General features: G+C 61.2%; 20 protein-coding genes. 14 read left to right on the top strand and 6 right to left on the bottom strand.

All coding sequences use genetic code 11. The features are described from left to right. Nucleotides 1-31: 31 nt before the first annotated feature. The 5 genes from FSO04_RS15300 (at nucleotide 32) to FSO04_RS15280 (ending at nucleotide 7014) form a co-directional block, all read left to right on the top strand. Nucleotides 32-931, top strand: coding sequence for a DMT family transporter (locus tag FSO04_RS15300; protein ID WP_154560483.1), 900 nt, complete (start codon nucleotides 32-34; stop codon nucleotides 929-931). A gap of 327 nt (nucleotides 932-1258) precedes the next feature. Beyond that, on the top strand, nucleotides 1259-2257 hold the full coding sequence (locus FSO04_RS15295; protein WP_154560482.1) for a DUF4148 domain-containing protein: 999 nt from the start codon (nucleotides 1259-1261) through the stop codon (nucleotides 2255-2257). Nucleotides 2258-2736: 479 nt separating this feature from the next. Further along, nucleotides 2737-3882, top strand: coding sequence for a porin (locus FSO04_RS15290; protein WP_154560481.1), 1146 nt, complete (start codon nucleotides 2737-2739; stop codon nucleotides 3880-3882). A 263-nt stretch (nucleotides 3883-4145) separates the two neighbouring features. Then, entirely contained in the window at nucleotides 4146-5309 is a 1164-nt protein-coding gene (locus tag FSO04_RS15285; RefSeq protein WP_154560480.1) for an epoxide hydrolase family protein, read from the top strand. Nucleotides 5310-5658: 349 nt separating this feature from the next. Further along, complete coding sequence (locus tag FSO04_RS15280; protein WP_154560511.1) at nucleotides 5659-7014, top strand: sigma-54 dependent transcriptional regulator; 1356 nt, start codon at nucleotides 5659-5661, stop codon at nucleotides 7012-7014. A 106-nt stretch (nucleotides 7015-7120) separates the two neighbouring features. On the opposite strand, the gene FSO04_RS15275 is transcribed toward FSO04_RS15280, so the two are convergent. Both FSO04_RS15275 and FSO04_RS15270 read right to left on the bottom strand, forming a co-directional pair. Further along, nucleotides 7121-8206 carry a TIGR03118 family protein gene (locus tag FSO04_RS15275; RefSeq protein WP_154560479.1) on the bottom strand — a complete coding sequence of 362 codons (1086 nt, stop codon included), beginning with the start codon at nucleotides 8204-8206 and terminating at the stop codon, nucleotides 7121-7123. Between the two features lie 122 nt (nucleotides 8207-8328). Next, entirely contained in the window at nucleotides 8329-9732 is a 1404-nt protein-coding gene (locus FSO04_RS15270) for an aminotransferase-like domain-containing protein (protein WP_154560478.1), read from the bottom strand. Nucleotides 9733-10038: 306 nt separating this feature from the next. Between FSO04_RS15270 and FSO04_RS48295 the strand changes: the two genes are divergently transcribed. The 3 genes from FSO04_RS48295 (at nucleotide 10039) to FSO04_RS15260 (ending at nucleotide 12673) form a co-directional block, all read left to right on the top strand. Then, nucleotides 10039-10161, top strand: a complete 123-nt coding sequence (locus tag FSO04_RS48295; protein WP_266239258.1) for a hypothetical protein — start codon at nucleotides 10039-10041, stop codon at nucleotides 10159-10161. After that, a complete protein-coding gene (locus FSO04_RS15265) occupies nucleotides 10161-11390 on the top strand; it encodes an NAD(P)/FAD-dependent oxidoreductase (RefSeq protein ID WP_154560477.1) in 1230 nt (409 codons plus the stop codon). The genes FSO04_RS48295 and FSO04_RS15265 overlap by 1 nt, the downstream gene beginning before the upstream one ends. 131 nt (nucleotides 11391-11521) lie before the next feature. Beyond that, nucleotides 11522-12673, top strand: coding sequence for a branched-chain amino acid ABC transporter substrate-binding protein (locus FSO04_RS15260; RefSeq protein WP_154560476.1), 1152 nt, complete (start codon nucleotides 11522-11524; stop codon nucleotides 12671-12673). Nucleotides 12674-12705: 32 nt separating this feature from the next. Here FSO04_RS15260 and FSO04_RS15255 read toward each other — a convergent pair whose 3' ends face one another. Further along, entirely contained in the window at nucleotides 12706-13473 is a 768-nt protein-coding gene (locus FSO04_RS15255) for a YkgJ family cysteine cluster protein (protein ID WP_168435692.1), read from the bottom strand. 274 nt (nucleotides 13474-13747) lie between these two features. Between FSO04_RS15255 and FSO04_RS15250 the strand changes: the two genes are divergently transcribed. Then, nucleotides 13748-14371, top strand: a complete 624-nt coding sequence (locus FSO04_RS15250; RefSeq protein ID WP_154560475.1) for an HAD family hydrolase — start codon at nucleotides 13748-13750, stop codon at nucleotides 14369-14371. Nucleotides 14372-14401: 30 nt separating this feature from the next. On the opposite strand, the gene FSO04_RS15245 is transcribed toward FSO04_RS15250, so the two are convergent. Continuing rightward, nucleotides 14402-15307 (bottom strand): LysR family transcriptional regulator, encoded by a 906-nt coding sequence (locus FSO04_RS15245; protein WP_154560474.1) that lies wholly within the window; start codon nucleotides 15305-15307, stop codon nucleotides 14402-14404. A gap of 136 nt (nucleotides 15308-15443) precedes the next feature. On the opposite strand from FSO04_RS15245, the gene FSO04_RS15240 reads away from it, so the two are divergent. The 5 genes from FSO04_RS15240 to FSO04_RS15220 all read left to right on the top strand — a co-directional run bounded on the left by FSO04_RS15240 (nucleotide 15444) and on the right by FSO04_RS15220 (nucleotide 19912). Next, entirely contained in the window at nucleotides 15444-15779 is a 336-nt protein-coding gene (locus FSO04_RS15240; RefSeq protein ID WP_154560473.1) for an ArsR/SmtB family transcription factor, read from the top strand. Further along, nucleotides 15776-16228 (top strand): SRPBCC family protein, encoded by a 453-nt coding sequence (locus tag FSO04_RS15235; protein WP_154560472.1) that lies wholly within the window; start codon nucleotides 15776-15778, stop codon nucleotides 16226-16228. Before FSO04_RS15240 ends, FSO04_RS15235 begins: the two co-directional genes overlap by 4 nt. A gap of 46 nt (nucleotides 16229-16274) precedes the next feature. Then, on the top strand, nucleotides 16275-16931 hold the full coding sequence (locus FSO04_RS15230; protein WP_154560471.1) for a glutathione S-transferase family protein: 657 nt from the start codon (nucleotides 16275-16277) through the stop codon (nucleotides 16929-16931). A gap of 10 nt (nucleotides 16932-16941) precedes the next feature. Then, a complete protein-coding gene (locus tag FSO04_RS15225) occupies nucleotides 16942-17178 on the top strand; it encodes a hypothetical protein (RefSeq protein WP_199203035.1) in 237 nt (78 codons plus the stop codon). A 559-nt stretch (nucleotides 17179-17737) separates the two neighbouring features. Further along, nucleotides 17738-19912: a M1 family metallopeptidase gene (locus FSO04_RS15220; protein WP_154560469.1), complete on the top strand. Its 2175-nt coding sequence runs from the start codon at nucleotides 17738-17740 to the stop codon at nucleotides 19910-19912. Between the two features lie 168 nt (nucleotides 19913-20080). Here FSO04_RS15220 and FSO04_RS15215 read toward each other — a convergent pair whose 3' ends face one another. Together FSO04_RS15215 and FSO04_RS15210 are read right to left on the bottom strand one after the other, a co-directional pair. Beyond that, entirely contained in the window at nucleotides 20081-20815 is a 735-nt protein-coding gene (locus tag FSO04_RS15215; protein WP_154560509.1) for a hypothetical protein, read from the bottom strand. A gap of 117 nt (nucleotides 20816-20932) precedes the next feature. Further along, entirely contained in the window at nucleotides 20933-21124 is a 192-nt protein-coding gene (locus FSO04_RS15210; RefSeq protein WP_154560468.1) for a hypothetical protein, read from the bottom strand. Nucleotides 21125-21155 lie beyond the last annotated feature (31 nt).

Raw genomic sequence — 21155 nt, 5'->3', positions numbered from 1 at the left:
CGCGCTGCTTCGCGCGTTCCCAGGAAAACCCATGCCGCCCATCACCGCCGTCCGGAATAGAGCCGTGCCGTTGCGCAGCGTCGCGCTGATTCTCGTTTCGATGTTCTGCTTCGCCCTCGTCGATGCTCTGGCGAAATCCGTGGCGCTCGCCTATCCGGCCAATGAAGTGACGTTCTTCCGGATGCTGTTCGGCTTGTTGCCTGCGGTGGCGGTTTGCCTGCGCGGCAAGCCGCTCATCGAGCGTCTCAGGCAGATGGATGTGCGTGGACAGACCTTGCGCGCGCTGACGTTACTCGGCGCGTCAGGGCTGTTCTTTGCAGGGCTGCCCTATGTGCCGCTCAGCGAAGCGGTGGCGATCGTTTACTCGGAGACTTTGCTGGTTATCGTGCTTGCACCGCTGCTTTTGAAGGAAACGCTCAAGCCGCGCGATGCGCTTGCCGCCGCGATCGGTTTTGTCGGCGTGCTGTTCGTGGTGCGTCCGGACGGTTCGCATTCGAGTTGGCTCGGTCCGGTCCTGCTGATTTCGAGCGCGTTTTTCGGTGCTTTGTCGATCATTCAGATCAAGCGGATTCGCGCCACCGACGATTCGGGCACCACGGTGCTGTACTTCACGGTGATCGGCACGATCGTCACCGGGGCATCGCTATATTTCGCGTGGCGCACGCCTTCGATCGAAGCACTCGCAGTGATGGCCTTGCTCGGTGGGTTCGCCACGGCAGGGCAGTTGCTGATGACAATGGCATTTCGACAGGCCGACGCCGGTGCGCTCGCGCCGTATAACTACACGAGCATCGTGTGGGCTGCACTGTTCGGTTACATCGTGTGGGGCGAGACGATCGGCAGCATGTCGTTGTTCGGCATTGCGTTGATTGTCGGCAGCTCGATTGCGGTCGCCGTGCGAGGCAAGCAGACTGAAGGTCCGCTTGTGTAGCTCTGCGCTGCATTCGCCGAATTCAAACGCCGGATTCAAACTCGCATTTATTGCTTCGCAGTTCAAACAATCGTCCTAGGAAAGCCTGGTCAGTAAGCTGGCTTTTTCGGACAACACGCCCTACGCAAGCGGACGAATCGACGTTTGGCGACTATAAATAGTAGATAGCACGCATCCAGCTTGCACTCTTATTCGTGCGTGACTGCGCCGGCCCGAACTCGCGGCCGTTGCGGCGGCGTCGATTGATTCGCTGCGAACCCTCTGATGAATTCGGGCCCGTTTGCGATACGGCAAACGCGCATGTCCACGATTCGAGAGGGAGACGTCATGGTTAGCGAACCCAGGAAGATCGTTCTCACGGGCCTGTTTGTCGGCGCGGTTGCGATCGCGGCTTATATTTCGCAAGCGGACAAAAGCTGGCTGTCAACGGACGAACTCGGCCTGGAGCGTGACAATGCATCTCGCACCACACGTGGCGACACGATAACTGGTTCAGTGAGTTCCGGGCCGGTCGCTGCACACAGCGATTCAGCGGCGGCCATTGCCGGGGACCTCCAGGCGGCGCGCAATAGTCTGCAGCGCAACGATCTTGTTTCCGCGCGGGCGCAACTGGACGCGGTGCGTTCAGCACATCGGGACGACGATCAGGTTCTTGCGCTGCAAAGAGAAGTCGAGGCGCGCGCGAAGCAGACGCAGCACGCGCTGGCCGTTGTGCATGGGAAGAAGCCAACGCAACAAGGGGCGAAATCGGCGCGATCTTCGGCGCCGTCTTCAGGGAAAACAGGCCACTCGCACGAAAGCTACGTAGCGACGCGCGAACACTCGAACCGTGCGTCCTCCAGTGACTCGAAGACCCGGCATGCTCCCGAAACCGCAGTAGCCGCGGTTGGCGCGGGTAGCCTGTCGAGCGGGAGAACGAGTGGCGTTGGCGCACCTGCTGCTGCGAACTCGTCATCCTCTGTTCCGGCCGAGGCGAAGGTACTCTCCAACGTAATCAACGCGCCTGCCGTGTCAGCGCCGATACGGCTGATACAGCCAACAGAGCCAACAGAGCCAACAGAGCCGACATCAGCGCCACCAGGCCCACTAACCCCACAAGCCCCACAAGCCCAGCTAACCCCGCAAGCGATACCGGCGCCATCGCCACCTCAGATCGCGCCCGCCGCCAGCACGCTGTTGAAATCCGGGAGCGGGCCAAAAACCCGCGCGCAGGTACGCGCGGAGATCGCCCGCGCCCGCGCCGACGGCAGCCTGCCCACGTTCGGCAATCCGGACCCGGCGGGCCCCGGCGGCGCACCGAGCATGACTGGCGCACCGCGTCCGTGACGCGGCTCAGCGCGCTGGTTAACGCAGCGATGCAGCGAGCCGGGCAGAACTGGGTTTGTCCGTGCAATGCGATTTTTCGGCGGCTTTTAAAACTAACAATGACTATTTTCAATTTCCGAAATAATCGCCTGAATGAGTTTGTTTATCTGGCAAGATATTCCAATTTATTTCAATTGAAATTAATTGGAATATAAATCGCCCGGGATGCGTTGTTGGAAGAGATTCGCCATGCTATTTTGCGCCGGCTTGATTCTCCGGGAGAGGCATTAAATCAGGCACTTGGGGCATGCTCGCGAGAGGAGCATGCCCCATTTAATTTCTGGCGGCAGACCGGCTGTTACGTGAAATGATCGGCAATCTGAAAAATCATTTACGTCGCATAAACACAACGCTGTAATTAACTGAAAAACAGTCTTGCGATTAGTGAGATATTCTCGGCCGCTCGATAGCATCCGCTATTCGAATCAGGAGAGAAATCCATGAATAAATTCGTATTGTCGGGCCTCTCGCTCGCACTCATCGGCGCCGCGGGTGCCGCCCACGCACAAAGCTCGGTCACGCTGTACGGCCTGATCGATACGGGTCTGACCTACACCAGCAATTCGGGCGGCAGCAGCAATTTTCAGCAAGCCAGCGGCGTCCTGAACGGCGACCGTTGGGGCCTGCGCGGTTCGGAAGATCTGGGCAACGGCCTGAAGGCGATCTTCGTGCTGGAAAACGGCTTCAATCTGTCGACCGGCAAGCTGGGGCAGAACAACCGTGAGTTCGGCCGTCAGGCCTTCGTCGGTCTGTCGAGCGACCAGTTCGGCTCGGTCACGCTGGGTCGCCAGTACGACAGCGTGGTCGACTATCTCGCCCCGCTCGCGCTGAACGGCACGCAATACGGCGGCACACTCGCATCGCACCCGTACGACAACGACAACCTGAACAACTCCGTGCGTATCAACAACTCGGTCAAGTTCCAGAGTGTCGACTACGGCGGCTTAAAGTTCGGTGCGTTGTACGGCTTCTCGAATGCAGCGGGCAGCTTCGCGGACAGCCGCGCCTACAGCGTCGGCGCATCGTACGCATTCGGCGGCCTGAAGTTCGCTGCGGGCTACCTGCAACTCAACGGCGGCGGCTCGACGACCAACACGAGCGGTGCCGTGGCAAGCGGCGACTCCACGTTCAACGCGGGCCTTCAGCGCACCTATGGCGCTGGCGTGAACTACGCGTTCGGCGCGGCCAACGTCGGCCTTGTGTTCACGCAGACGCAACTGAGCAACGCAACGTCGATCGGATCTTCGGCCTCGGGCACGACGAGCGGCTTCGCGCTGACCAGCGGCAGCGCGCGCTTCACGAACTATGAAGTGAACGCACGTTACGCATTCACGCCGGCATGGACGGTGTCGGGCGCATACACGTACACCGATGCACGTCTGAACGGCGCGAGTCCGAAGTACCAGCAGATCACGTTGCAGACCGACTATGCCTTGTCCAAGCGTACCGATGTGTATGTTGAAGCGGCATACCAGCACGTCGGCAGCGTGGGGGACTCGGGCATCACGGCGGATATCGTCGGCGTGAGCCGCTCGGCGACCGATTCGCAGGTGGTCGGCACGGTGGGTATCCGTCACCGCTTCTGAGCGGCTGGTGTAGGCAGTAAGCTGTAAAGAAAGCCCGCATTTCGCGGGCTTTCCTGTTTGCCGTAGAGCAGTGAGCGCTGCAACCATGAAGGTCTCCGGCGCGCTAAACGAGAATCGCGCTCATTGTGTACCATGCAGATTGCTTCGTGCGCGCCGTGCGCTTCATGCTCGCTTCGTGCCTTGGCCCTTGCTGGTTTGCCGTGAACAGCGCTATCGAATCCGAAGCGCCTGTTATCCCCACCCCCTGTGCCGGATGAACTGACATGCAGATAGAGCCGTTTCAGATTGCCGTGCCTGACGCTGACATAGACGATCTGCGCCGGCGGATTCACGCGACACGTTGGGCACCGGCGACGCCGTCCCCTGCCTGGCAGCAGGGCGCCGATTCTGCCTGGCTGCGCGAACTCGCGCAGTACTGGGTCGACCGTTTCGATTGGCGCGAGGCGGAGCGCAGATTGAATCTGCAACCGCAATTTCTCGCCGAGGTCGACGGTCAGCGCGTGCACTTCGTGCATCGGCGCGGGGTCGGCCCGGCGTCTTATCCGCTCGTGATTACGCATGGCTGGCCGGGATCGTTTTTCGAGTTCCACGCACTGCTCGACCGGTTATGCGATCCGGGCGCATTCGGCTGTGATCCCGCCGATGCATTCGACGTCGTCGTTCCATCGCTGCCCGGTTTTGCGTTCTCGCAGGCTCCCGTAGAGCCCGGTACTTCCGCGTTTCAGGTGGCGGATTTGTGGGCTTCACTGATGCGTGGCCTCGGTTACGAGCGCTTTGGCGCCCAAGGCGGCGATCTGGGCGCCGGCGTCTCGATCGCACTCGCGGCGCGGCATCATGAGCATGTCGACGGCATTCATCTCAACTTTCTGCCGAGCTCATACGAGCCCGCGAGCGGTACCGCGCAGACACCGCTTACGCCCGCGGAGGAAGCCTATCTGCGGGAGAAGACTGAATGGGCCGCGCTGGAAGGCGGCTACGCCCATATGCACACCACGAAACCGCAAACCGTTGCGGCGTCGCTGAACGATTCGCCGGTGGGGCTCGCTGCATGGATCGGTGAGAAGTTTCGCGCGTGGAGCGATTGCGACGGCGACATCGAGCGGGTGTTTTCGAAAGACGAGTTGCTCACCAACATTTCGCTCTACTGGTACACGCAGAGTATTGGAACGGCGATGCAGATGTATTGGGAAAACCGTCTGCAGCCGATGCGCTTCGCCGAGGGGCAACGCGTCGTGCCGCCGGTCGGATTCGCCCAATTCCCAAAGGAGATCAATCACCCACCGCGCACGTGGCTCGAGCGAACCTTCAACGTCGTGCAATGGACCGACATGCCGAGCGGCGGGCATTTCGCTGCAATGGAAAAACCTGATTTGCTCGCTGCCGAGATTCGCAAGTTTTTCAGGAAGTTGCGGCGCGAGGTGCGTTGACGCCACTGTGGCGGCGCACAAGACGCCAGTTCGATAGCGACTCCGATGCGCCGCGCGGTGCGCTTGCGGATTCAATCATCAAATAAGGTCAGGACGCACCACGGCGACCATGCAGCCGCGTATGATCGACCGTCGTTGTCGCATCCGGTTTTTCGTCAGCCGACGTCTGCAACACCGCCGACTCGCCAAAACCCGATGCATCATGAAATGGCAGCTCCCGGTACGCGCCTGATTCGCGAGGACAGGCATCCGCGGCCATGGAGCAACAAGAACAATGCCGCGACGATGGGCCTGACCGCAACAGGTTTCAGAGCAGGCTCGGCGGGAAAACAAAAAAACAATGCAGAAAATGAAGGCCATCAAGCGGCGTGTCATCTACTTCACGCGCGATCCTTCGCCGGATCTATTGGCGAGTTTCGAGGAGCGCGATTGGGAGGTCGAAGTCATCGGCTCGGTTCGTGACGTACGCCAGGCCGTGGATGATGGCTCGCTGGCGGCCGGGCTGGCCGATCTGTCGAGCGTGTTCGATCCCTGTGACATTGCCGCGCTGGAAGCTTGCCTCGCGATGCCAAACATCGGCTGGGTCGCGATGACCGCCGCGCCGGAACTCGATGACGCCGCCATACGCAGGCTGGTGCGCGACTACTGCTTCGATTACGTGACACTCCCCGCTGCGAACGTCAGGATTGTCGATACGGTAGGCCATGCCTGCGGCATGATCTCGCTCGGCGAGCCGGCGTTCGTCGATACGTCCTCGGCAGAAGACGAGATGATCGGCACCTGCGATGCCATGCTCGCGTTATTCCGCTCGATCCGCAAAGTGGCCGCCACCGACGCGCCCGTTTTTGTCTCCGGTGAATCCGGTACGGGCAAGGAGCTGACGGCAGCGGCGATTCACGCGCACTCGCCGCGTCGCAACGCGCCGTTCGTCGCCATCAACTGTGGTGCGATTCCGCCGCATCTGTTGCAGTCCGAGTTGTTCGGCTACGAGCGCGGCGCCTTTACCGGCGCGAATCAACGCAGAATAGGGCGCGTCGAAGCCGCGCACGGCGGCACCGTGTTTCTCGATGAAATCGGCGATCTGCCGTTCGAGAGTCAGGCGAGCCTGCTGCGCTTTCTGCAGGAAAGCACCATCGACCGCCTGGGCGGCAACGGTTCGATCGATGTCGACGTGCGCATCATCTTCGCCACGCACGTCGATATGGAGGCCGCGATCGAACACGGGCGCTTTCGTGCTGACCTGTATCACCGCTTGTGCGTGCTGAGAATCGACGAGCCGCCGCTTCGCGCGCGCGGCAAGGACATCGAACTGCTCGCGCTGTACACACTGGATCGCTACAGGAAAGATGCGAGCCGCCGGCTCTACGGTTTTTCTCCCGACGCGATCGCGGCGATGCATCAATACGACTGGCCCGGCAATGTCCGGGAACTGATCAACCGGGTTCGTCGCGCCATTGTGATGTCGGAGGGGCGCACGATTACCGCGGACGATCTCGAACTGTCGGGTTACGTCGCGACCGCGCCCCTGACGCTTGCGCAGGCACGCGAGACAGCGGAGCGGCAGGCCATCGAACTCGCGCTGCTGCGCCATCGTGGGCGGCTCGGCGACGCCGCGCGCGAACTCAGCATTTCACGCGCGACGCTGTACCGTTTGCTGGGCGCGCGTGGCATGCGGTATGGGGAAGACAGCGCCGCCGAAATGTGACACTTGAGGCGAAGATCGTGTGCGGCAGTCAGGTAACCTGTTCACTCGAATCGCGAGCGCCCATTCGGCACTGCGCCGCGCGCGCCGCCAACGCGCGCGGCGTCGTTCACATTTTCACGTCGATGCGCCCATAGACCCCATCCGCTTCGTCGTTAGGCCCCGCAGCAAAAAACAGCGTGTTGGTCGGCTGATTATCGAGTCCGTTGCCGAACGCGATACCCCAGAGCCCCTGTTGCACGAACGTGGTTCCGTTCGACAGGTTGACGGTGCCGAGGGATTGCCCGCTTGCCGGATCGAAAGCGTTGATCGTGCCGTCGCCGAAATTGCCGATCAGTATGTCGCCGCTGAAGCGGCCGAAGTTGCCCGGCGCCTGTGCGACGCCCCACGGTGCGTTCAGCGGGCCAGCCGATGCGAAGCGCTGCAGTAGCTTGCCGCCCGTATCGAATACGTCGACGAAGCCGAGCCCAGGGCCGTCTAAGTTGTCATGCGCGACTGCGTTCTGTTTGGCGTAGGTCACGAAGAGTTTTCCGCCAATTGCCTGTATGCCGAACGGCGCAAAGCCTACCGGCAGCGCAGCGTCCTGAAAGTTGCCGGACATGGCGACCTTCGCGAAGTTCTTGTCGAACACGTCGATCTTGTTGTTGTGAAAGTCGGTGGCATAGAGGAAGTTCGCCGTGCCATTGCTGGCGAGGGCGAGCCCCTTGTAGACCGCGCCACCACTGCCGTCGTCGAACATGACGATCGCGTTCGTGGGCGCGACCGCGGGCGCCCATGCGGTGATCGTGCCGCCTTCGCCGGAAAAGATAAACACGCCTACGCCGGACTTGCCACCCTGACTGACCGTGAAATCCGTCGTGCCGTTGAATACGATGCCGGTCGGATTCGCTGGGCCGCTGGTTCCGTTCGGAATGCTGACGACCAGGGATTGCGGCACGCCGTTGCCATCGTAGAGCGTGGCGACTGAGGTTCCGTTGTCGGCGACCCAGACGACACCCTTCGGATTGAACGCAATGCCCCATCCATTTTTCAGATTGGCGTCGGTGTGCGGCGCGGAAACCGCGCCATCGGAGACCAGCGTGGTCGCAGTAAATGATTGCGTATTGATCGACCCCGAACCGCCCCCGCACGCGACAAGACCCGTCAACGCCACGCCGCTCACCACGGCGCTCAACACTGTAAGCACAGACTTCATGACCGCACCTCTCTCAGGACCGATGGTTGTTGCGGTTATTGAACGTGCTGGGTGGCGGGTTTATTCCTTTGGCGGTTGAAAAATTTGATTTGATCTGAGGCGACGGCCCGGGTGCCCGTCGATCAGATCGTGCCGAACAGTGCCCGAGGACGATCCTTCAGCGTGCCCGTCAACAGCCGTAACGCACTCACGAGTTGATCGCGGCTCGTCGCGCAGGCGAGGTTGATCCGCACGCCATGTTCGATCTCCGACCTGTCCACCGCAAACGCCGAAGAAGGCATCACCACGACACCACGCGCCTTCGCATTCGCAGCAAAATCATCGGCACGCCACGGCGGCGGTAACTTAAGCCACACGAACATGCACGCTGGGTCGGTCTGCAGCAATTCCTGCGGCAGCAACTCGCGAGCCAGGTCCTGTCGCGCGCGAATTTCGGCAAGCTGCGCGTCCATGATGTGGCGCGCCGTACCATCCTCGATCCAGATCGAAGCGATCAGCATCGACATCGGCGCGGGCATCCACGCGGTGGTGCGCACCGCCTCGGCACACAGCGCGGAACTGTCCGGCGGACTCAGCAGGTAGCCGAGCCGCAAGCCGGGCGCGAGAATCTTCGAGGTCGCCGCGAGGTGGAACGTCAGTTCCGGACACAGGCTCGCAATGGTCGGCAGCCGCTGCGAAACCAGCGGCCCGTAAACGTCGTCTTCGATGATCGCTACACCGTGCCGGCGGGCAATGTCGACGAGCGCCATGCGGCGCTCGAGACTCATCGTCGTCACGGTCGGGTTCTGCAGATTCGGTACGGTGAAAATCGCCTTCACCGGCATACGGCGGCAGGCATGCTCCACCTCGTCGGTCAGCAAGCCCTCGCGGTCGCTTGGAATGCCGACGATCTCGAACTGGAACACTGGAGCCAGTGCTTTCAACCCGTAGTAGGTGAGTTGATCGGCGAGGATTACGCCGTCGGTGCCGATCAGGCTGTTCAGCACCGCATACAAGCCGTGCTGCGCACCGCTCGTGACCACCACGTGATCGGGCGCCGGTGTGAAGCCCGGCGCGGCCATCCAGCGGGCGCCGGCGGCGCGCGCCCAGGCGGGACCTTGCGGCGGCTGGTACTCCTGCAATTGCGGATAACGCGGATCGCGCGGCAATTCTGCCAGCGTGCGTGCGAGGCAGTTCAGGAATTCGCCGGTGGCCGGCCGGTTGACGGTCAGGTCGATCGCCGCGTTGCTGGCCGGCGGCGCAGGGTCGACGCTCGGCATGGCGCCGCCGGTGACGAGCGAGCCGCGCCGTTTGCTGCCGATCACCAACCCGCGCAACTGCAATTCCTTGTACGCGCGGGAGACCGTCGACACATTGATGCCCAGTTCGGTAGCCAGTTGCCGCTGCGGCGGCAGGCGGCTGCCCGGCGGATAGACGCCGCTGCGAATCTCGTTCTCGATCGAGCTGGACACCTCGACATAGGTGGAACGCTTCGTCTGCGCCGGCGCCCCGTTGGCCCCACGCGCTGTGTCTTTGCCAGAAGCCATAAGAACTGATGTCTCCATACAAAATCGACTTTGTCCGCGATTGTGCGGAATTTTGCCGATTCTATACCAGACAAGCGCCGCCGCAACGCCTAAAAACGGCGCTCCAGAACGGTTGGCGTCCGGTGCGCCCGTGTTTGCAAGGACTGCGCCATAGGCCATCCAGGGAAAATGCCAGGGCCACACAATGTGAGTTTTAATTGCACACAAAAAAATATTGTGTGATTCTGATTGCCAGAGTTTGTCTGGTGGCGTGCGTGCCATGGCGTCGCCGGGCAGTGTCCTGATTCTGTCCGCAGGAGTTTCCAGATGAGTTTTCCGCAGTCTCCTCCAGCCTCATCCGCGCCGAAGCCTGGCGCGCTGGCGAGTGAGCGGCATGTCACGATGCACGCGCTCTCGGGCGACGGCTGCGAAATGCAAGGACGCGAGTGATGCCGGAGATTGCCATCATCGGTGCGGGATTCATCGGCCTCGCGAGCGCTGCGGCGCTGATGCGCGACGGCCATCGAGTCACGCTGTTCGATCCGGCCGGCGTGGGGCAGGGTGCGTCCTTCGGCAACGCGGGGACCTTCGCGCACTATGCGTGCATTCCGGTCAACAACCCGTCCGTGTTTCGCGATTTGCCGCGCTTTCTGTTATCGAACGACAGCCCGTTCAGATTGCGTTGGGGTTACCTGCCGCACCTCGCCCCGTGGCTCGCGCGTTTCATGATGAGCTCGCTGCCGCGGCGCTATGAGGCGAGCGCCACGGCACTCGCCGCGTTGCTCGATCAGGCGCAGGACGGATATGCGCCGCTGCTTGCAGACGCGGAACTGGCGCGTTTCGTCCGGCCCCGCGAATGTCTCTATCTGTACTCGAACGCAGCTTCGTTCGATGCCGCGCGTCCTGCACTCGATCTGCGCCGCCAGTTAGGCGTTGCCTTCGACGTGCTGGGCGGCAGCGACATCCGTGCGCTCGAACCGTCGCTCGCGCCGATATTCGAGCGCGGCGTATTGTTCAGTAACAGTTGGCATTTCTCAAATCCACATGGCTTTCTGCAGACGCTTTATCTGCAGCTTGCCGACCAGGGGCTGACACTGCAGCGCTCGACCGTCGACGCAGTGCAGCCTGCGGCTGACGGCGCGAGCGTGACGATCGAAGGCGCCGCGCGCCGCTTCAGTCACGTTGTGATCGCCACTGGCGCGCGCTCCGCCCAATTCGCCAAACAATGCGGCGACGCGGTTCCGCTCGACACGGAGCGCGGCTATCACGTCCGCTTTCCCGGCGCGCAACAACTGGTTTCGCGACCGGTCGGCTGGGCCGAGCGCGGCTTTTACATGACGCCGATGAGCGACGGCCTGCGCGTCGCCGGCACGGTCGAACTGGCGGGTTTTGGCGACACGCGCAACCGCTCGCTGATCGATCTGTTGACGTTTTCTTCGAAACGCGCGTTACCCGCGCTCGATAGGCCGGATAGCAGTTGGCTCGGGTTTCGTCCGACATTGCCGGACGGTGTGCCGGTGCTCGGACGCTCGCGTGTGAGCGAACGGGTGATCTACGCATTCGGCCACCAGCATCTCGGACTGACGTTAGCGGGGGTGAGCGGGCGCATCGTCGCCGATCTGATCGCGCAGCGTGCGCCGCCGCTCGATCTCGCGCCTTACTCGGCCACGCGTTTTTGACTTTCGTAGAGGTTTTGAGCGCACCGATTTTCCTGTTTCACGACTAGCACCGCAGGACGGATTCGACGCGTCGCGCATCGGATCGGCCAACCTACACATCGCGCGACGTTACATCTCGCAAGGAGCGCATCATGAATCGCCGCAATTGGCTGTTGAGTGCCACAGTTTGTGCACTCGTCACGTATCTACCGTCTGCGTGGGCGGCCGATCCTGAAGTCGTCAAGATCGGTTTCGTCGGACCGTTGACCGGACCGGTCGCGCGAGTCGGTAAAGATTTGCAGTACGGCGCGCAGCTCGCGCTCGATGAAGAGAACGCGAAACATCCGGTGATCGGCGGAAAACCGGTCAAATTCGTGCTCGATGTGCAGGACGATCAGGCGGACCCGCGCGTGGCGATTCAGGTCGCGCAGAAACTGGTCGACGACGGCGTAGTCGGTGTGATCGGCCATTACAACTCGGGATGCAGCATTCCGGCGTCGACGGTCTATCACCAGGCGAACGTTGCGATGATCACGCCGGGCTCCACCAATCCGCAACTCACCAAACAAGGCTACAAGAACGTGTTCCGCACCATGGGGCACGACGGCATTGGCGGTGTCGTGGCGGGGCATTTCGTGGTGGAGCAGATGAAGGCGAAGCGCATCGGCATCATCGATGACCGTACGGCATTCGGGCAAGGGCTCGCGGATGCGTTCGAAAAGGGCGCTAAGGAAGCGAATGGCAATATCGTCGATCGTGAGTTCACGAATGACAAGGCCGTGGATTTTCGCGCCATTCTGACGACGCTCAAGAGCAAGAACGTCGATCTGATTTTCTTCGGCGGTCTGGATGAACAGGGCGCGATGCTGGTCAAGCAGATGCGCTCGCTCGGCATGCAAGCGCAACTGTTCGGCGCGGGTGCGCTGAAGAGCAATGCGTTCCTGCAGATCGCCGGCACGGCAGGTGACGGTACTCAGGATCTCGAGCCGGGTCCGGCGCTCGACAAGCTGCCTGCCGCGCAGGAGTTCGGCAAGCGCTACAAGGCGCGTTTCAATCAGGATGTCGAACTGTACGCACCGTTTGCGTACGACGCCGCGCTCGCCATGATCAAGGCGATTCACGAGGCCGACTCGCTCGATCGCGCGAAGATCGTCGACAGCCTGTCGAAAGTGAAGGTTACCGGTGTAACCGGCAACATCACCTTTGACCCGTATGGCGATCTGATCAAGCCGCCGTACACGCTGTTTCAGGTCCAGCAAGGACAATGGAAGAGCATCAAGACAGTGGGCGGCAGCGGAGCATAGTTCTCTGCGTGAAGCTGCCGGCGGTTCTACGGTTATGAGGGCGGGAAAAATCCGTGATACCGGGAATTGCCGGCAGCGGTGGGTTCAGCGAGGTGACCGGTGGCGCCCACCGACAGAAGCGTTTCCAGGGTTCCCGCCCGATTCGACACAAATGTCCACTGCGCGGCTGCGTCTTGCGATTCCGGCGTCGCGTGAACATGGCGCAGGGCAGTCAGCAGCGCCTCGCTATCCGGCGAAATCATGACAAAGCCTTCGTTCGCGAGCGCGGCATGGTTCAGTCCCAGTTCGAGGCATACCTGCATGCGCAGCGGTGCCTCGAGCTGATTCGCGCGACGCGACTGCTCGACGCGTTCGACGGTCGTAGCATCGACAAGGATTCCGTGTCTTTGCAGCGGCGTCTTCTGCCACGCATCTGAAGGGCACGCCTTGTTTTCCGGTGCCAGCACGACGAAAGGATTGATTTCAGCGGGATAGATCCGGCACACCAGCGGTCTTTGTTCGTAGATTCCGCAGCGCATGTCGGCGCCCAGATTGGGGCAGGCTCCATCGAACGCCGCGGCGAGAACGATCGAGATACGGACAGGCAGGCTTCCGCTCATTGCAGGCGAAGAACGCGCCCGTTTGTACTCAGCTTGCGCATTGCCCGGCTCGGGCTCGACGGGCCACGGTATGGCCTCGCAGATGAGTTCCATGTGGCCGCCGCGCTCCAGCCAGGTGATAGCCTCGGCAATCGTCAGTGCCAGGCGCAAATCGTGGCAGCATTTGCCGCATGCAGTGCATTCGAAATTGATGTCGTTCACGCTAAATTCCTCGTCGCAAGAGTCTACTCGGGTCTTAGTCGAGGCGGAGGAAAGATTCTGACTGTGAATCCGATAAATTTTTGCTGTGGACTCGCCGCGCTGCCCAAGGTCTCTGCCTGGCGGCGGTTTGCGCCTGTACGCTTGATCTCTTTTCGTTCATGCGGCGCATGGCGTCGCCGGCCAGCCGAGGCACAATAGAAACCGATCGTCGTCCGATGACCTACAGTCGGATGGCAGGTTCATTTCTAGAAGCTTTCGATGCGAGGCCGACAGCATGACTGCATCCATCACGCTGGTCCTGTTCGACATGGAGGGCGTCCTGTCCCACTACGACCGTTCGGCGCGGGTCGATCGTCTGGCGGCAATTTCCGGGCAGACGCCTGAGGCTGTACGGCACGCGATCTGGGGTTCCGGGCTCGAAGCTCGTGCCGACGCGGGGCAGATCAGCGACGGCGACTATCTGGCCGCGCTCGGCGAACTGCTGAATTATCCCGTCAGTCGGGAAGACTGGCTGAGCGCGCGCCACGCATCGATCACGCCGAATAAAGAAGTGCTCGCGCTCGCCGAACGCATTGCCGAACATCGCCGGATCGCCGTGCTCACCAACAACTGCCGTTTGCTCACCGACCATATCGGCTTTCTGAATCCATCCGTCGCGCAACTGTTCGGTCCGCACGTCTATGCGTCCGCCGCGTTCGGCGCAGCGAAGCCGGCCGCTCAAACCTATCTTCGCTGCGTGGAGCAACTCGGTGTTCCAGCGGCCGAAACGCTCTTCGTCGACGATACGGATGCCAACGTGGCCGGCGCACGCGACGCCGGCCTGCAGGGATACAAGTTTGTCAGTGCAGAAGCGTTGTCGGCGGAGCTGGTGCGTTGCGGATTGATCGGGGCGACGTGAGGCGGCCGGGATGCGCGGTTAACCGTACTGCTAGCCGTTGAGGTCCGGATTATTCTGCGCGAGTTCGTGAACCCACTCGCTAAATACCCGCACGCACATGCTCAGGCGACGATGCGGATACAGCAAGGAAAGAGGCAGAGGCGGGCATGGGTAGGCGCGCAGGATTTCGCGCAACGCGCCGGCCTGGATCGCTTTTGCGACCATGAAGCGCGGAACCTGAATCATCCCCAATCCTTCGATTGCGGACATCACATACACCAGTCCTTCGTTGACCGCGAGTATGCCGTCCAGTGGTTTTCTGACCCGCGCTCCGTCCACTTCAACCTCTAATGGATAGGTACGCCCCGTGCGCGCGGAAAAGTAATTGACGGCCCGATGGCGGTCGAGGTCGTCGGGCGTGGCGGGTTCGCCCATCTGCTCGAGATACGCCGGCGCGGCGCAGATGCTCATGCGGACACTGCCGATCGGCCGCGCGACGAGATTCGAATCGTCGAGCACGCCGATCCGGATCACGCAATCGACGCCTTCCTGCATGAGATCGACGTTGCGGTCGCCCAGTCCCAGCTTCACGGTGATGTCCGGGAAGCGCGCATAGAAATCGCGCATGGCGGGCAGCAGCACGTTAGCGGCAAAAGTGGCGGACGTATCCACCCGAATCGTGCCGCGCGGGTTCAACCGCTTGTTCGACAACGCGGACTCGGCGTCGGAGACCTCGGCCAGAATGCGCGTGCAGTATTCATAGTAGAGCGCGCCGTCGTCGGTGACCTGCACGCTGCGCGTGGTGCGATTCAGCAGGCGTACCCCCAGATGGCTCTCCAGATTCTGCACGAGCGTCGACACCGACGCGCGCGGCATCTCCAGCGAATCGGCCGCCTTCGAAAAGCTCGATGCATCGACGACACGCTTGAACACTGCCATGCCTTGAAGAAGGTCCATACCGGCTTGTCCTCTCGAATGTGACCGATCCGCAGTCTAGAACGGACTGGCGATGGGCCGCAAACAGGAGTGCGCGCGCCGTGGCTCGCTCACAAAAAATCTTGACACCGTTCGTTCACTGCCTATAGTTCACCATATGGCAAAGTCTCCAGTCAGTCAACTCGATCGTACGTTTTCCGCCCTCGTGGACCCGACACGCCGGGCCATCCTCGCTCGCCTTGAGCGGGAGCCCGGCCTGTCGATTACGGAAATCGCGCGGCCACTGCCGCTCAAGCTTCCGGCGGTCATGAAGCACCTCGACGTGCTGAGCGACGCGGGTCTGGTGGCGCGTACCAAGAGCGGACGGACCGTTTCGGTCGATCTGGTCGCAGGGCCGATGGAGGAGGCGATGGCATGGTTGAGGCGCTATGAGCGCTTCTGGTCCGCGAGCCTCGACCGGCTTGCCGATTTTGTGGAGGGACACGAGGAATGACCCAGGAAAAGCCGAGCCTGACTATCGTGCGGCGCATCAAAGCCCCGCCAGCCCGAGTTTATGCAGCGTGGACGATATCCGAACTGATGGCGCGCTGGTGGGGGCCTGACGCGGGGCCAGTGCTCAGCGCCGAAGCCGATCCGCGCGTGGGCGGCCAATTTCGCGTGGTGTTCCAGACACTGGACGGCAAAACGCACGACTGCCGCGGCGAATACCTGGAAGTCGAAACGGACCGCAAGCTCGTCTTTACGTGGGAGTGGGTCACCACCCCCGAGTGGCGCTCGCTCGTCACCATCAGGCTGCGCCCCATTGAAGACGGAACCGAGCTCACTCTCACGCACGCGCAGTTCTTCGACGAGGCCGAACGCGACGCTCATCAGACCGGCTGGAGCCCCGCATTGGATAAGCTCGACGCGTTCGTGGCGCAACCGGAAGACGAAGACAACTGACGCTGACGCGCATCGGAAACGAACTCAACTCATACCGAGGTTGAATATGAAGCTCTATTACGCTGAAACACTGGCTCCACGGAAAACCTGTGCAGTAGCGAAATATTTAGGCTTGCCGATTGACTATGCCTTGGTCGATCTGACGAAGGGCGAGCAGAGCAAGCCGGGCTATCTGGCGATCAATCCGAATGGCAAGGTGCCGTGCCTCGTCGACGGCGAGCGAATCATCTGGGAAGCGGACGCGATCATCAGCCATTTCGCGCAGCGTGCAGAGTCCGACCTCTGGCCGCGTGATGACCGGCAGATCGATGTCCTGCGCTGGTTCAGCTGGAACAGCCACCATTTTTATCCGCACGCCGGCGCGCTTTACTTCGAGTCCATCATCAAGCCGATGTTTGCACTCGGCGGACCCGACTCGTCGAAAGTCGCTGAAGAGCAGGGCATGTTTCGCAAGTCTGCCCGCGTGCTCAACCAGCAACTCAAAGGTCGCAAATGGCTGCTCGGAGACGGCCTGAGCGTCGCGGATTTTTCCGTTGCCATCGCGCTGCCTTATGCGAAAAAAGCCGCCATGCCGCTCGATGAGTTTCCGGAAATACAGCGCTGGCACGATCAGCTGAACACCATCGAAGCATGGCGCAATCCGTTTCCGGTGCGCTCGGAGACTTCCGGCACTTCCGCTGCGAACGCTGCGCTCCACGCCTGAAGGCACGACCATGTGCTGCGCGATCGTTGCACTCGCCATGACTTTGCTCGCCAGTTGGCGTAGCGTGTCGGGCACGCTGATCGGCCGTGCCGGGCGTCTGCGCCGAATCGCGATCGTGTTGATCGCGATCGGCGCTGCCGCCGGCTCCGCGTTGGCGGCCGATCAATTCGCCGATGTCCGCGGCGGACAGTCGTCGTTCTATGCGCGCCTGAGTGCGATGCCGATTTGCGGCCACTTCATTCGTTAATGGTTTATTTTCTTTCGTGGACTCAACAGCTAGCTAATTTTAAAAACATTGTCTGTCGCCACGTCTAATAGCACACTCCGCACTGCAATAAAATAAAGTTTCTCGTAGAAATGTGCGCGTATCCCGCCTTTAGAGTATTAACTCTGCCGATTACTTCATCCATTCTATTTGCATACGTAGTGCACTCATTCAGGAAAGATTGTGAAAGGAAGTTGACACGAGAACGTTTGCCAATCTAGGCTACGCACTGTCGCTAAAACTGACCCGGTTCCTGTCCACCTGCTCGGAGACGCAGGCGAGCCGCCGCTTTGTCCGTCAGTCAGGCGATCGCATGAAACTGCAGAAAAACGGCTCACGTCGCCTTTCTGAAAGTATTGTAATTATTAAAAAGTGCAATCCGAAAATCAGCCACAAGTGCTGAGGCAGTAACACGCCCATATATTCTCGCTAGCAATCCGGCGCTAATGCGGGAGACCTTTTTTGCTGAAAAAACAGAGAAACACAGCTTAAGCACTCATCGCACTTTCTTTATGCCGATTTTGTCAGTCGAGGATTAACTATGCGTATAAATTTCCGATTGCAGATACAGTGCCTGGCGTTCGCCGGAATAATGGTCCTGGCGGGCTGCGGCGGTTCAGACAGCTCGTCGACGCTCTCGAGCAAGTCCGCCCAGGCGCCGGCCGCCGCCTCCGATGTGGCGCTTGCGCCGCCCACTGCGCCGATCGTTGCGGACGCATCGATCAACAAGAGCGTGCCGCCGGTCGAATTGCCCGATACGGTCACACCGATCAACTACAAGCTGTGGTTCCGGCCGAACCCGGCGCTCTCTTCATTCGACGGCCGCGCGGACGTCCAGATCAAGGTGCTGAAGGCCGTCAACGCGATCACGATTGCCGGGCATCGCGTCAAGTTCACGAACGGCACGATCACGCTGCAGCCAGGCAACATCCAACTGATCGCCACGCCGCAGGATGACGGCGATTTCTACCAGCTTCGGTCCGTGAGCGGGCAGATCGCGGCCGGCAACTACTCGCTGCACATGGAGTGGAGCGGCATCATCAACTTCAAGACCTACGACGATCCGGTCGCCAAAACTGGCGGCAGTTGCGGCAACGATCCCTATCCGGGTTGTTCCGCGGCGGAGGGTGTGTTCCGCGTCGACCTGAAGTCGACCGATGGCACGACGAGCGGCGCGATTCTCACGCAAGGCGAATCGAACCTCGCGCGGCAATGGTTCCCGGGTTGGGACGAACCGGCTTTCCGGCCCACCTACGAGGTGAGTGCGGAAGTCCCGCAGAACTGGAACGTCGTCTCGAACGCGGCGGAAAAGCCGGCCGTGAATGTGGACAGCGGCTACAAACTGGTGTCGTTCGAAAAGACGCCGCCGATGCCTTCGTATCTGCTCTTCTTCGGTGGTGGCCAGTTCGACATTCTCGAAGACGACTTCTCGAGCCCGCTGCCTGACCATAAGGGTCTCCATCTGCGCATCTTCACGCCGCCCGGCATGCGCGACTGGGCGAAACCGGCCATGCAGCAGACCAAGCAGGCGCTCGATTACTACTATCGCTATACCGGCATTCCGTTGCCGCTCACCAAGTTCGACACGATCGCCGCAAACGACGCGTTCAAGGAGCAGAAGGATCTGAACTTCGGCGGGATGGAGAACTGGGGCGCGATTCTCGAATTCGCCGACGATATTCTGCCGGCGCCTGGCACCACCATGTCCGACTATGGCGTGACGGTTTTGACGCATGAAGCCGCGCATCAGTGGTTCGGCGATCTGGTCACGCTCGACTGGTGGGACGACGTGTGGCTGAACGAATCGTTCGCGACGTTCTTCGAGAACAAGACCAAGGTGCGCTTCTTCCCGGACCGCTTCAGTTGGGTCGACGACGTGAAGAACAAGTATGCGGTCATCAACGCCGATCTGAAATCCACTTCGTTCCCGGTGCAGCCGAACTTCAACGGCTGGGCCTCGAACGACTTCGTGCTGAGCGCGAGCGCCTTTACGTACGACAAGGGCGGCCATGTGCTGAAGATGCTGGAGAATTATCTCGGCGAGGACGTGTTGCGCAAAGGGCTGCAGTCGTATCTGGCCGACTATGCGCTCGGCAACGGCACGCCGAAGCGCTTGTGGGACGAACTGGCCAAGGCGAGCGGCGAGCCGATGGTCGCGATCGGCGACAGTTTCGTGCGGCAAACCGGCGTGCCTTTGCTGTCGCTCGACACCCAGTGCGATCTGACGACCAATCAGACCGTGGTCACGCTGAAGCAGTCGCCCTTCCCGAACCAGAACCAGTACCCCGGCACGCAATGGACTATTCCGTTGACGCTCGCCTACGGTGACGGACTGACATCGCGCAAGACGGTTGCGATGAAGGACACGCAAATGCAGGTGCGCCTTAACGGCTGTTCCGCGGTGCTCGCGGATCCGAGCGGTCTCGACTACTACGTGACGAACTACAGCAACAACGCGTGGAGTCAGTTGCTGGCGCAGGGGAACGCGCTGAAGGATCCGGTTTTGCTGACCAGTCTGCAACTCGAGGCCAAGCTGCTGGTGAAGAATGGTCTGGCGGATCCGTCGCGGGCAACCAGTATTGGCTCGCTCAGCCCGACGGCTACGCCGCTGGCGCGTCAGTTGCTGATGACCGCGCCGACCCCACAGTCGCTTCGTCCGACGATCCGCTATCAGGGCAAGTTCAAGCTGAAGCCGCAAGCGCAGCAAGGGCAATAAGCCCGGAAAGCCCGTAGCTGTACGGGCCGTAGTAAAAGGCAGGGCCGTGGCCCGCATCCTCATGCGATGCGGGCCACGGCACGTCTGCTGCATCGAGCGAGCGCAGCGTTTTCTACCCTGCTCTGACATCTGCATCCGCGTGGATAAGCGGTCGAATGCTCGTGTCGCTCATGCCGAACTCGGTCGGCGCTCCAGCCAATTCCGCAACAGACCCGCTAGAAGCGCGCTGACGACCACGGCAAGGTAAAGCGAAACGAGACTGTGACGCCACGTATCGAGTGCAAGCTGGTGCATCAGCAGTTTCGAATCAGGCGCAGGGAGAACAACATGCATTGCCACGACGGCCTGCTTCATCCGCAGAAAACCCACGGCCGACAGCAATGGCAAACCAACGAGCAGGGTCAGCAGGGCGGGCCTCGCGCGCTGCATCGCCGGATAGTGACGCAATCGAAACCACACGCCGAGGCAGCCATGGATCCAGCCTGGCGCGAGCAGAGCAAGTTGCAGACCCTGCGTGCCGCTCGTGATCAGCGATATGACGATCCGCTCGTAGTTCGGCTCGAAGCCATACAGCGACGTCGCGAGGCGCGTCGCTACCGCATGCCGGATGAGCAGCAGGGGCAGGCTGAGTCCGGCCCACAACCGGATCCATTCTTCGGGCGGGAGCGCCCAGTGGCGACGCCCGTAAATCGTGCGCACAGCCAGCGCGAAATGGAGCATGGCCGCACCGTACAGAAGGATCGTGCCGGGCTCGCTATGCCAGATCCACAGGGCGAGCGTGAGTCCGCGCCCGGCAAGATCGAGTGACCAGATGCCGAGCGCGTGATTGACCAGGTGCAAAAACAGATAAATAAGCAGCACCACGCCCGATCCGAGTTGCAGGCGGCGCAGAACGGGCAACAATTCCGGGCGCACATTGACCTCCTTTCAATTTGTATGCTTCGGAAAGCGGCACGGGAGGCCGCAGTTGAACCGCGTCGAGCTTGCGGCCGCGCCGGCCGTCTCAAGCTCCTCAGCCCCTCACGCCCTGCGAGTGGGGGCGGCGGTGCGCTTCCGATGTCCGCTCGGTTGCACCGTACCCTGGCGCACCGCTTCTGCAAATCGCTGCAGCGCGGATAGCGAACCGCACACGCTCTGGTATTCCTCCCGGCCAATCCTGCCGTCCAGGATGACCGCCATGCCCGAGGCACGGGCCATATCGATGATGTCCATGTTGGCTACTCCTTTCAGTTGCTCTCACCTG

This window comes from Paraburkholderia madseniana (assembly GCF_009690905.1).
Lineage (GTDB): Bacteria > Pseudomonadota > Gammaproteobacteria > Burkholderiales > Burkholderiaceae > Paraburkholderia > Paraburkholderia madseniana.
Note: the sequence above shows the minus strand (reverse complement) of the source record. Positions and strands in the feature narration are given on the sequence as shown.